Origin of the sequence: Caproicibacterium sp. BJN0003 (assembly GCF_026314295.1) — a bacterium.
Lineage (GTDB): Bacteria > Bacillota > Clostridia > Oscillospirales > Acutalibacteraceae > Caproicibacterium.
Genome location: NZ_CP111108.1, coordinates 2262330 through 2274846, shown reverse-complemented (window position 1 = coordinate 2274846; position 12517 = coordinate 2262330). Strand labels below are relative to the sequence as shown.

11 protein-coding genes are annotated in these 12517 nt (G+C 44.1%); 2 read left to right on the top strand and 9 right to left on the bottom strand.

What is annotated here, in order from left to right:
* Positions 1–13: 13 nt before the first annotated feature.
* From OP489_RS11310 to OP489_RS11275, 8 genes are all read right to left on the bottom strand, one after another.
* A complete protein-coding gene (locus tag OP489_RS11310) occupies positions 14–325 on the bottom strand; it encodes a hypothetical protein (RefSeq protein ID WP_266162081.1) in 312 nt (103 codons plus the stop codon).
* Between the two features lie 199 nt (positions 326–524).
* Complete coding sequence (locus OP489_RS11305) at positions 525–2426, bottom strand: ABC transporter ATP-binding protein (RefSeq protein WP_266162080.1); 1902 nt, start codon at positions 2424–2426, stop codon at positions 525–527.
* Positions 2423–4660 carry an ABC transporter ATP-binding protein gene (locus tag OP489_RS11300; RefSeq protein WP_266162079.1) on the bottom strand — a complete coding sequence of 746 codons (2238 nt, stop codon included), beginning with the start codon at positions 4658–4660 and terminating at the stop codon, positions 2423–2425. The genes OP489_RS11305 and OP489_RS11300 overlap by 4 nt, the downstream gene beginning before the upstream one ends.
* Positions 4657–5133, bottom strand: a complete 477-nt coding sequence (locus OP489_RS11295) for a MarR family winged helix-turn-helix transcriptional regulator (protein WP_266162078.1) — start codon at positions 5131–5133, stop codon at positions 4657–4659. The genes OP489_RS11300 and OP489_RS11295 overlap by 4 nt, the downstream gene beginning before the upstream one ends.
* Positions 5134–5283: 150 nt before the next feature.
* Entirely contained in the window at positions 5284–6111 is an 828-nt protein-coding gene (locus OP489_RS11290) for an Mrp/NBP35 family ATP-binding protein (RefSeq protein ID WP_266162077.1), read from the bottom strand.
* A 33-nt stretch (positions 6112–6144) separates the two neighbouring features.
* Positions 6145–7101: an NAD(P)H-dependent glycerol-3-phosphate dehydrogenase gene (locus OP489_RS11285; protein WP_266162076.1), complete on the bottom strand. Its 957-nt coding sequence runs from the start codon at positions 7099–7101 to the stop codon at positions 6145–6147.
* A gap of 217 nt (positions 7102–7318) precedes the next feature.
* Positions 7319–8860 carry a HAMP domain-containing sensor histidine kinase gene (locus OP489_RS11280; RefSeq protein WP_323135409.1) on the bottom strand — a complete coding sequence of 514 codons (1542 nt, stop codon included), beginning with the start codon at positions 8858–8860 and terminating at the stop codon, positions 7319–7321.
* A complete protein-coding gene (locus OP489_RS11275; protein WP_180341970.1) occupies positions 8850–9530 on the bottom strand; it encodes a response regulator transcription factor in 681 nt (226 codons plus the stop codon). The genes OP489_RS11280 and OP489_RS11275 overlap by 11 nt, the downstream gene beginning before the upstream one ends.
* Positions 9531–9825: 295 nt before the next feature.
* Between OP489_RS11275 and OP489_RS11270 the strand changes: the two genes are divergently transcribed.
* Together OP489_RS11270 and OP489_RS11265 are read left to right on the top strand one after the other, a co-directional pair.
* Positions 9826–10383, top strand: coding sequence for a TIGR01440 family protein (locus tag OP489_RS11270; protein WP_266162075.1), 558 nt, complete (start codon positions 9826–9828; stop codon positions 10381–10383).
* Positions 10384–10721: 338 nt separating this feature from the next.
* On the top strand, positions 10722–11156 hold the full coding sequence (locus OP489_RS11265) for an RrF2 family transcriptional regulator (RefSeq protein ID WP_266162074.1): 435 nt from the start codon (positions 10722–10724) through the stop codon (positions 11154–11156).
* Between the two features lie 102 nt (positions 11157–11258).
* Here OP489_RS11265 and ilvA read toward each other — a convergent pair whose 3' ends face one another.
* Positions 11259–12452, bottom strand: a complete 1194-nt coding sequence (gene ilvA / locus OP489_RS11260; protein ID WP_266163538.1) for a threonine ammonia-lyase — start codon at positions 12450–12452, stop codon at positions 11259–11261.
* Positions 12453–12517: the final 65 nt, after the last annotated feature.

Here is a 12517-nt window from a genome sequence, read left to right as displayed (position 1 = left end):
AAGCTCTCCTTCCTTATTCGAAAATCACAGAAAGGACCGCTTGCTTAGCAGCTTCCTTTCTAGATTGTGCTGATTTTCGCAGCAGTGTTGCTTTGTGCAAGGCGTTCTCTTTTTCTTGGGCGAGAAATTGATCAGATTCGGCTTTTACGGATTGTAAAAGTGTTTGTTCCGCCTTTTGTGCTTGTATTTTAGCATCTTTTCGAATTTGATCTGCTTCTTCTTGGGCTTTTTGAAGAATTTGTTCTTTCTCTGAGGCAGCGTCCTTTTCTACCTGATCAGCGTCTTTTTCAGTTTGCCGGATGGTATCGATGGATTCTCTGACCATACAGCTTATCACCTCACTTTTTATACTATCCATTCTATTCTACACAAAAAATTAGAACAATACAATACTATTATTGATTTAAAGATTTTGTTTCTAGACAATTTGCATAAATTGTCCCTTTTTGTAACAAAAAAAAGTAAATGGAATAAAAAAGCAGCCGCTTTTTATGCGACTGCTGGGGTTAGAAAGAAAATTTTAATCAGTTATCGACATCACAGAAATCAAACTGACTGTTATAAAGATTTGCATAGAAGCCACCTTTTTGAAGCAGCTCTTCATGCTTTCCTTTTTCGACGATATCGCCGTCTTTCATCACAAGAATCATATCGGCATTGCGAATGGTAGAAAGACGGTGTGCAATGATAAAGCTTGTTCTGCCTTCCATCAGATGATCCATCGCCTTTTGAATGGATATTTCAGTTCGGGTATCAACACTGGAGGTGGCTTCATCAAGAATCAGAATCTGCGGATCTGCGAGGATTGCCCGCGCAATCGTCAAAAGTTGTTTCTGTCCTTGAGAAATATTGCTTGCTTCCTCATTTAGGATCATCTGGTAGCCATCCGGCAGGGTGCGGACAAAGTGGTCGACCTGTGCTGCTTTTGCGGCAGTAATGACCTCTTCATCGGTTGCATCGTGGCGTCCGTAACGGATGTTGTCGGCGATAGAAGCATTGTAGAGCCAGGTGTCCTGCAGAACCATACCAAAGAGAGATCGCAGGTCGCTGCGCTTAAAGTCACGGATATCATAACCATCCACCAGAATGGCACCTTGGTTGACGTCATAAAAACGCATCAAAAGTTTAATCATGGTGGTCTTTCCCGCGCCGGTAGGACCGACGATGGCTACCTTCTGACCGGGAGAAACAATAGCCGAAAAATCATTGATAATGATTTTATCCGGGGTATAACCGAAATGAACATGTGCAAATTGGACGGAACCATCAATATGGATATTAAGATCCGTATCAGGTTTGTCAGTACGATTTACCGTAATTGCATGTTCGCTTTCGGGAATTTCCTCCGGTAACTCGAGAAAATGAAAGACTCGTTCCGCGGCGGCGGCAGTGGACTGCAAAACATTGGAGATGTTGGCAACCTGAGTCAGCGGCTGGGTAAATTGGCGAACATACTGCATAAAGGCCTGAATATCGCCGATGCTCACGGTGCCGTTAATTGCGAGATAACCGCCGAGAATACAAACAGCAACGTATCCGGCGTTGCCGATAAACTGCATGACCGGCATCATTAAACTGGAAAGAAATTGGCTTTTCCATGCAGAGCTATAAAGGTTTTCATTATAGTCCGAGAACTGTTCTTTGCTCTTTTTCTCACCGTTAAAAGCTTTTACCACAATGTGGCTGCCGTACATTTCTTCGATATGGCCATTTACATGACCAAGGTATTCCTGCTGAGAGGAAAAGTATTTTTGAGAGTGACTGACAATAAAAGCGATAAAGATTCCAGCGATCGGGATAATGCAGAGAGAAACCAGAGACATTTGCCAACTGATGGAGAACATCATGATGAGAATTCCAATCAGAGTTGTGATACTGGTAATAATCTGCGTAATCGATTGGTTAAAGCTCTGCGCAATGGTATCAACATCGTTTGTGATGTGGCTCAGAACTTCACCGGTCGTTGTTGTATCATAATAACCGAGCGGAAGGTTTTGAATCTTTGCTTCAATTTCCTTACGCATGCGATAGGTGACTTTCATCGAGATGCCGCTCATAATCCAGCCTTGAATATAGGAAAAGAGGGCGCTTAGAAAATAGAGCGCAACAAGAGTTAAGAGAGTGCCTGCAATTTTTGGAAAGTCAATGCCTTCTCCTGTGCCAGCAATTTGATTCATTAAACCGGAAAAAATTTCATTCGTGGCATTTCCTAACACTTTTGGGCCGATGATTGCAAAAACAGTGCTGGCAATTGCAAACAAAAAGACGACAATCAGGGCAAAGTGATATTTGCCGATATATTTGATCAGTTTGCGAATGGTGCCTTTAAAGTCTTTTGCTTTTTCACCGCGCTGCATAACGGCATTGGGACCGTGTCCCATTGGGCCGCGGTGCTTCATCGGAGGAGCGGATTTTTGGTCTTTCATTCTAATTCCTCCTTTGAAAGCTGTGAAGATGCAATCTCATAATAGGTGGGGCAGGTTTCCAAAAGTTCGTGATGAGTGCCGCAGCCAACGATCTTTCCTTCCTCCAGAACGATGATCTGGTCTGCATGCATGATGGTGCTTACTCGTTGGGCAACCAGAAGGATTGTCGCCGTGGAAGTATAAAGATGAAGCGCTTTACGCAAAGCAGCGTCTGTCTTAAAGTCCAATGCGGAAAAGCTGTCGTCAAACAAATAGATTTCTGCATTGGTGGCAAGCGCACGGGCAATTGAAAGCCGCTGCTTTTGTCCGCCGGAAACGTTGTTTCCGCCTTCAGAAATAGGTTCTTCCATTTTTTGAGGCTTTGTATTGATAAACTCGGAAGCTTGTGCAACCTCTGCAACTTTTTCAATTTTTTCGTCGGAAGCGTCCGGCGCACCGTAACGCAAGTTGGAGGCAATCGTTCCGGAGAGAAGAACTCCTTTTTGCGGAACATAGCCGATTCGGCTGCGGAGTTCCTTTTGGGGAACCTTGCGAATGTCGCGTCCATCCACTAATATTTCGCCGCCCGTCACATCATAAAAGCGAGGGATCAAGTTAATCAGCGTGGATTTTCCGCTGCCGGTAGAGCCGATAAAAGCAGTGGTTTTACCGGGGTTTGCGGTAAAGGAAATGTGACTTAAAACGTCTTCATCAGCACCGTGATACCGGAAGCAGACATCTTTAAATTCGACGATTCCTTTTTGAGATTCGTCAAAAGATTCCGGGTCCTCAGGGTCATGAATCGAAGGCTTTGTGTCCAGTACTTCTGCAATACGGTCTCCGGCTACGGCAGCTCTGGGGAACATGATAAACATGACGGAAATCATCAGGAAGCTCATGATAATCTGCATCGCATATTGGATAAAAGCCATCATATCTCCGACCTGCATCGCACTTTCGCTGATCTGGTGTGCCCCTATCCAAACGATTAGTAGAGAGACACCGTTCATGATAAACATCATGGTTGGCATCATGCAGACCATCACGCGGTTAACAAAGAGCTGTGTATTTGTAAGATTTGTATTGGCGGTATCAAAGCGGTCTTCTTCAAATTTTTGATTGCTGAAAGCACGTGTTACCATCAGACCGCTTAAATTTTCACGGGCGACCAGGTTGAGCCGGTCTATCAGCTTCTGCATAATCTTGAATTTCGGCATGGCAACTGCGAAAATCACTAGAATTAAAGCGATCAGTAGAGCACAGGCCAGCGCAATGATCCAGGTCATGGAAGCGGATTTTTTGACCGCCATGATAACTCCACCGACTCCCATAATCGGTGCGTAGCAGATCATACGGATTCCAAAGACAAAAAACATCTGAATTTGTGTGACATCGTTGGTGGTACGGGTAATCAGAGAAGCGGTGCCAAATTTGTCAAATTCCGAGTTGGAGAAGTCTTCCACATTGGAAAAGATATCCCGGCGCAGATCGCGCGAAATCCCTGCGGCGACTCTTGCGGAGATTAAACCGACTAAAACGGAGGCAATGCCGCTTGCTAGTGTGATGAGAACCATCAGAAATCCCTGGTGCATGATATAATTTTGCTGAATAGAATCGGTATTGACTCCCAATTCTTCATAAAAGTTTTTCGCTAAAATGGTTCCGCTCTGTTCCAAAAGGGATTGCTGATTCTGTTGCGCTTCCGTTCGCGCTTCGTCAATGACGGAAGCAGGAATTTTTTGAAGCATCGGCATCATCTGATAGAGCTTTGAAAAGTCAATATCGGAAAGGTCGGAGGTGCTGCTGGAGGCTGAATTCCCTATTACCGGAGAGGAAGAACCAGACTGTGACTGAAGACTTTTCATTGTATCAATGAAAGTCCATGTGCTTTGGCCGAAGATTTCGTTCAGGCGGCTGCGCGTTTCGGTAGAAATACCACTATTGAGTGTATAAATTTCTTCGGTGCTGTTAAGCGGGTAACTGTTTTCTAGTTCTCCGACGGATTTAAGGGAATAAGAAGCATTGACATCCGTCTTTTCGTTTTCGTCCATGAAGATTTGCAGAAAGGTCATTCCTTTTGCGCTGATTGCATCGGGAGAGGCGTTTTCCACGCCCCCTTGCTGCAAACCGACATTGACAATTTGACTCATATAATTTGGCAGGTTCAAATCACATGCCGCCTGCGCAAACAAAAGCACAATTGCAAAGAGAATCGGTGCCCAGTAGTGCCCAAGATATCGCATTACTTTTCTCATGAGATGTGTGATTCCTCCTTTGTATGGTTACAATCCGGCTTCCAGCTGTGAGAGTCATATTTTTCATGAATCCGCAAAAGGGAGCTGTAAAGATGATCGGAAAGAGCAATCATCTGCTGAACTTCTTCTTCACTGAGCTCTTCAAATATGTCATCCACCCGTTTCATAACTTCTTTTCCATAAGCTTCAAACTTTGATTTTGCTTCGGGCTTTAAACGGACATAAATGACACGGCGGTCTTCCGGACAAATAGTGCGTTCAATAAATCCCTTTTTCTCCAGGGAAGAAAGCATCTGGCTTACTGCCGGACGGCTCATATGAAAATGATGGCCGATTTCACTGGATTTTAAGCCTTCTGGATTCGAATGCTGTGCGTGAATGATCATATTTAGAGTAAAAAATTCCCCTGGACCGAGGCCTTCCGGCCATGGAAACCAATGATGGGTGCTCTTTAGCCGGTGAATAGATTCCATTAATTGCTGCCGACGTTCGCGTTCCGTAAAAATCTCTCCTTTTAAAATGTTAATAGCATTAACTATTATAGACGTAAATAATTAATTGTCAATACAATATTAAAAAATAAATAAAAAAAGAAGGCTCGCTTTGTGCAAGTCTTCTTTTTATTAGAGAGATTCCAAAGAATGTGAAGCGTCCAAAAGCCAAGGGGTTTCAATTTCTTCTGCTTCTCCGGCATCAATTTTTGCAGAGATTTGTGGGTCGATCGGGCAATGTGCCAATACCTTTAAAGAATAGCGAGCGGCTACTTCTTCGGTATGGCTTTGTCCAAAGGGGAAGAGCTTATGACCACAGTCGGGGCATATCATATAACTCATATTCTCGATGATTCCAAGAACCGGAATTTTCATCATATTTGCCATGGTGACTGCTTTAGAGACAATCATAGAGACCAGTTCCTGCGGGGAAGTGACGATGATAATACCATCTACCGGAAGGGACTGAAAGACCGTCAGCGGAACATCGCCGGTTCCCGGAGGCATATCCACAAACAGATAGTTGACGTCGTCCCAAAAAACATCACTCCAAAACTGCTTGACCATGTTGGCAACGATTGGGCCTCTCCAAACGACCGGTGCAGTTTCTTCCTCCAAGAGGAGATTGGTGCTGACGATCTGGATATTATTTTTACTGCGGCGTGGAACGATCAATTCGTCCTGCGAAAAAACTTTTTCATGAATCCCGAAGGCTTTCGGGATCGAGGGGCCGGTAATATCGGCATCCATAATTCCCACTCGATGACCCAGACGGTTCATCTGAACCGCCATCATGGAGGTGATCAGACTTTTACCGACGCCGCCCTTGCCGCTGACGATCCCAATCACTTTTTTTACATGGCTTTTGGGATTAAGCGGGACCCGAAAATCCTGCGGGTTTGGCTGACGGCTGGAACAATTTTCTTGACAGTTGCTGCAGTCATGGTTGCATTCACTCATGAAGATCTCTCCTTTATCTTTTATCAGATGGTTTTAAAATTCGTGTTTTAGGCTGCGTGTAAAGAGACGATTAATACAGGTGTCGGCATCCTGATTTTGATGGATAATACGATCCACCGCGTCGCAGATCGGAAGCTCAACCTGATACTTTTTCCCTAAGAGCAGCAGCGCTTTCACAGTGGCGGCGCCTTCGGCGAGTTCCCCATAAGGTTCTTTTTTGACAAAACTTTCGCCAAATTGCCGGTTGTGGCTGTATTTACTGAAGACAGTTGCTTCATAGTCACCCAGATGGGAAAGGCCATAGGCAGTAAGTTCATTTCCACCCATTGCCTTAATTAACCGTGCGATTTCGCGGGTGCCGCGGCACATTAAAGGGCCTTTCAGGGAAGTTTTGTTTCTGCCATCCAGAATGCCAGCGGCAATTCCAATTACATTTTTAGAGGCGGCGCCAATTTCGTTGCCGAGAAGGTCGTCCCCATAATAAAAACGGATGAGGTCGCTGCCCATTGCATCAATAATATGCGCTTTTACCTCTTCCCGATCACTGTCTACTACCATACAATTTGGAAGTCCTTTTACAAAGTCCTGTACATGACCGGGACCGACCCAGATCCCTAAATCAATATCGGGCAAAAATTCACGGACGATCTGCGTTAAGCGCAGACCAGTAGAAGCTTCAATTCCTTTCATGCAGAGAACCGTTGTTTTTCCGGAAAATGACAGGGGCTGAAGTTGTGCCATCAGACTTCGTAATCCTTGAGCCCCAATCGAAATGATCACCATTTGGGCAGAAGCAACGGCTTTTTCCAGGTCGGTGGTCATTTTTGTTTCCGGCCCGAAGGAAACAAGACCGTTTGTGCCGGTTTCTTGTAACTGGTGAAAATGAGGGGAGCTTTTGCGTCCGTAAATTGTCACGGCATGTCCAAGTTTAGCTGCATACCATGCGAGAAAACTTCCCCAACGGCCGCAGCCAATCACTGTTATATTCATCGAATCCCTCCAGAAGAGATGAATTTTATTGCAATTTAATTAGTATAACATGCTTCGTAAAGAAAAACCACCAATCACTAAAAAATACAAAGTAATCATCGATATTTTTACAAGAATGGTCGGCACTTATACTTTAAAATAAAAAAGCAGCCAAAACGAAAGAGAATTCGATCCTTTCACTTTTGCGCTGCTTAAAATAAAGATTAAAAAAGAAAAGTTAAGATTGTAAGGAATCAGAATCTGGGGGATGGGTTTCTTCCGGAAGTGCCCCTACCGCAGATTCTGAAAGAATTGGCAGACGAAACCAGAAGGTACTTCCAACACCGACTGCACTGCGTACTCCATAGAAACCACCATGCATATCTAGAATTGATTTTACAATTGAGAGCCCTAAGCCGGTGCCGATTTGTGCGCGTTTATGTTCTTTATCTACCTTATAGTAACGATCCCAGATATCATGAAGCTTGTCGGCCGGAATTCCTTCTCCTGTGTCGGTCACTTCAACCGTTACCTGATGATCACAAACAAGCTGACGAATCTGAATTTTTCGATCAGTGCCCGTATAGTTGATCGCGTTGTTAATCAGATTGTATAGCACCTGAGAAATTTTGAGTTCATCAGCAAAAATGGTTACATTGCGATCGGATTCAAAAGTCAGGGTACAGTCGGTGAGTTTGCGGTAGCGTTTCGTTGTTTCGCGAATCTCATCCGTTAGGCTGAACTCTGATTTTTCCAGCTTTTGTGTGCCGGATTCCAGCTTGCTGATATCCAGTACATCGTTTACCAGATTAGTCAGACGAGTTGCTTCATCGATGATCACTTGAATATTTTCGGGGGTATTTTCGCCAGGAAGATCGCGCATTACTTCTGCATAGCCACAGATCATTGTAAGTGGTGTGCGCAGATCATGACTGATGTTTGCAATCAGTTCCCGCTGCAGATGTTCCACTTTGCCCAGTTCATGCTCCGCATAATTTAAGGTGCGGGCAAGCTCGCTGATTTCCCGATAGCCGCCTTCCTTAAATGTGACATTGTAATCTCCGGTTGAGAGTTCTTTTGCGGCATCGTTGATTTGAATAATGGGCTTGCTGATATGTTTAGAAAGATAAAAGGCCAACAACACGGCAAAAACCAATAAAATTCCGGTAATCAGAAGCAGCTGAGAACGAATGGTGCTGACGGTTGCACTCAACGGCGTAATGACACTGTAAAGAAAAATCATATAAGGACTTCCGTTGGAGTCCGACCGAATCGAATTATAGATAAAGGCACGACTGCGGAAAAGCGTGTCCCAAACAGAAGAGCTTGCGTTTTGGGGATTCACCAGTTCAAAGTGGGTTCCACCCTCTGCCTGTGTGTTTTGATAAAGAAAATTGAGAAATAGGCGAATGGAAGATTCTCCCATTTCGGTGGAAAGACGGTTTGGAGAGGCATCTGCTCCATAAACGTTCCCGTTGCTGTCCAAAATCAGGATACAAAGCTGATTGCGCTGAGCTTCCTGTTTGCAGAGTGCTTTTAAGTCCTCTGGCTGCATATCATTTGAAACTGCTTTTTCTATCGTCGATGAAGAGCCTAAGATTTCTTTTTGCTTGGTATTCTCATAAAATTGATTTAAAAAGACAGTTTGGAATAGCCACAGTAAAATTAGAACAAAGACGATGAACAAAACGAAAATACTGAGAATTCGCCATTTAATACTGATCTTTTGCCATCTTTCACACATGGAGCGAACCAATTTTTTCGGCGATTTAAGCTTCAAAGCGATAGCCCACCCCTCTTAGTGTCACAATAAATTTTGCATAGGGGCCAAGACTTTTGCGGAGTAATTTAATATGGGTATCCAGGGTGCGGTCGTCTCCGTAAAAATCGTATCCCCATACATTTGTAATTAATTTTTCACGGGTCAGTGCAATATTACGGTTGTCTGCAAGATAGAAGAGCAGATCATATTCTTTTGGAGAAAGATCTGCTTTTTTGCCGTCAATGGTGACAATTCGACCAGTAAAGTCGATGCTGAGACCTTCAAAGGAAAGAATCTTTTTTTGAGCAGTGTTTAATTCGGGGTGTGTGCGCTTGATGATTGCACTTACCCGCATCATCAATTCCTTTGGGGAGAATGGCTTTACAACGTAATCGTCAATGCCAAGCTCAAATCCATGAATCTTATCATATTCTTCTCCACGGGCAGAAAGCATTAAAACCGGAGTGGAACAGCATTTTCGAATCTCGCGCACGGCCGAAAATCCATCAAGTTCCGGCATCATAATATCCATAATAATTAAATCATAACTGTGAGGATGTTTTCTGCAGAGATTCACGGCAATCATGCCGTCGGAGGCTTCTTCTACAGAATAACCTTCAAATTCTGCATATTTTCGAATCAACAGGCGAATTTTATCTTCGTCATCTACTACTAACAGACGGTTCATTTTGATCCTCAATCTCCTCTCATGTTTCGATTTTTTACTCTATCAGAATTTTGTGAAAAGTGCGTGACGAATAGCTGAATCGTTTCGCTATATTAAAGGAAAAGCGATTCCTTGACTTCTGATACAAAAATAGTATACTGAATTTTGGAAAAAATCAACTAAAATCCGGCAGAAGAGCTCCTTTTGAGACAAAATCCCAAATCACAGGGGGATTTGTCTTTGGAAGGGCTTTTTTAGATGAGAGCAAAATTAGAAAAAACACCTAAAAATTTAAAATGGAAAGGATGAGTTTTGCATGAAATCGTTTGAAGAGCTGCATCAGCAGGCAAAAGCGGCAGCGGCTGAACTGCTTGAAGCTGCACATGTGAAAGCAGGGCAGTTAATGGTGGTTGGCTGTTCCTCGAGTGAGGTTGTCGGGAAAAAGATTGGAACCGACAGCAGCCTAAAAGCAGCACAAGAAATCTTCTCCGGAATCTATGAAGAAACACAAAAAAGAGGCATTTATTTGGCAGCACAATGCTGTGAACATTTGAACCGCTCATTGATCCTCCCGCAAGAGGCGGCGGAAAAGTTTCATTATGAGCAGGTAAATGTTGTTCCACAACCACATGCCGGTGGAAGTTTTGCAACAACGGCCTATCAAACATTCGAACACCCGGTGGCAGTGGAAGAAATTCGGGCTGACTGCGGAATGGATATCGGGGGGACTTTGATCGGGATGCATTTGAAGCGGGTAGCGGTGCCAACCCGCCTTTCAATTGATCATATTGGAGAGGCAATTTTGATCTGCGCTCGTACGAGAGCGAAGTATGTTGGAGGGCCCCGTGCCCACTATGATGACCGTTTAATGTGAGAAAAATAAAAAATTAACGAAAGATTAAAAAACTCTTTGGTGAATTTTTTATTGACATTCTTGCATTTTTCTGATATTCTATAAATACCTTCAAGGAATGATAATGATGTCGCATAGAGAAATATGGAACACTATTTTGTACCTTGAATGTTCAACATGCTTGCAAGTGCTTAGAATAGATAAGCCTCTCTTTTCTTACAACTGCGCTTTTTTTAAAAAGCGCAAATCCTCCGATCCAGCCAGTCGGAGGATTTTTCTTATTTAAGAAAAGGCCTCCTGATTGACAAGCATTTTGAAATTGAGTATCATTGAAGAAGCGAAAAGGGGGGCGGCTGATTATGCGCGTTTCCGCGAAAGGGAAATATGCTTTGGCAGCAATGGTTTATTTGGCACAGAGCGGCCACGATACGGTGAAGACGGTGGCGCGGATTTCTGAGGAACTTAATATCTCGAAAATTTATTTGGAGCAAGTGTTTTCTTTATTAAAAAGAGCGGGATTGGTTCTCTCGACGAAAGGTGCACAGGGCGGTTATCGGCTGGCGATGCTGCCGGAAAAAATTACCGCTTATGCAGTGCTAAAAGCCTGTGACCAGGCGCTTTTTGAAAAGGCTGAACCAGTCCTTAGTGAAGATCACCAGGCACTCAATCATACTTTAGATACTGTTTATCAAAAGATGGATGAAGAGGTCAAAACATCTTTGGAATCTTTTACACTTTCCGACTTAGCGGAAAAGGTTGCCGGTGAGCTGAATTCTTACATGTTCTTTATCTGAAAATCCAATTGTTTTACATTATAATAATATAGAAAAGGGAACCACCTATTTCATTTGTGGTTCCCTTTTCTATATTATATATATGGATCGAGGTGCGAATCGTTAGATAGAAGGATATCCTTCGGCTTCCAATGCACGGCGAATTTGTTCGATATGTTCGGCATTGCGGGTTTCCATTCGGATTCGCAGAAAACAGCCGGAGACATCGGTTTCCAAATCACTTCGGTCGTGATAGACGCCGACAACGTTGCCCCCGAGCTTTGCAATCGTAGAAGAGATTGTGCTCAATTCACCGGGACGATCCAGCAATTTAAAAGTCAGTTCTGCAGAGCGGCCGGATTTGAGAAGACCACGGCTGATGACTTTGCTAAGAATGGTCACGTCAATGTTTCCGCCGGAGAGCAGACAAACCACTTTTTTGCCTTTAAGATCCAGCTTATTTGCAAGGACGGCTGCAACAGAGACAGCGCCTGCACCTTCTGTAATCAGTTTTTGCTGTTCGATCAGGGTCAGGATTGCTGCCGCGATCTCATCTTCGGAAACCGTAATGACGCCGTCTAGATATTTGTTGCACAGCTTATAGGTCAGATCTCCTGGACATTTGACCGCAATACCATCCGCAAAGGTGTGTACTTCTTCCACCCCTTCCGGCTTTCTTGTCTGAAGTGCATGTTCCATGCTGGCAGCACCGGCTGCCTGTACTCCGTAAACTTTGCAGCTTGGACGAAGAGATTTAATGGTAAATGCCACCCCAGAAGCAAGTCCGCCACCGCCGACTGGAACCAAAACGACATCGGCATCCGGCATTTGATCCAGAATTTCAAGCCCGATTGTTCCCTGACCAGCAATTACGTCCGGGTCGTCAAAGGGGTGAATCAGTGTCCGCCCAGTTTCTTTTTGGAGCTCTACAGCCTTGTCATGCGCATCGTCGTAAATGCCCTGAACCAGACAGACTTCAGCACCATAGCGTTTGGTTGCCTCCACTTTGCTGATTGGAGCGGTGGCGGGGATACAGATCAGAGAGGAAATATGATTTTTGGCAGCAGCCAGTGCAACGCCTTGAGCATGGTTGCCGGCAGAGCAGGCAATCACTCCCTTTTCTTTTTCAGCGGGAGTCAGCTGCGAAATTTTATAATACGCCCCGCGAACTTTAAAAGAACCTGTTACCTGAAGATTTTCTGTTTTGAGATAAACACTGCAGTTTTCGCCGATCTGGGGAGCGGGAATCAAATCAGTTTTTCGGGCAATTTCCCGCAGAACGAAGGCGGCGTGATAAACATTATCAAGCGTAAGCATAGGTTGCGTGAGCATGGATTTGCTCCTCCTTTTTGGTCAAATGATGAAATTGATTTTAGCGCTTT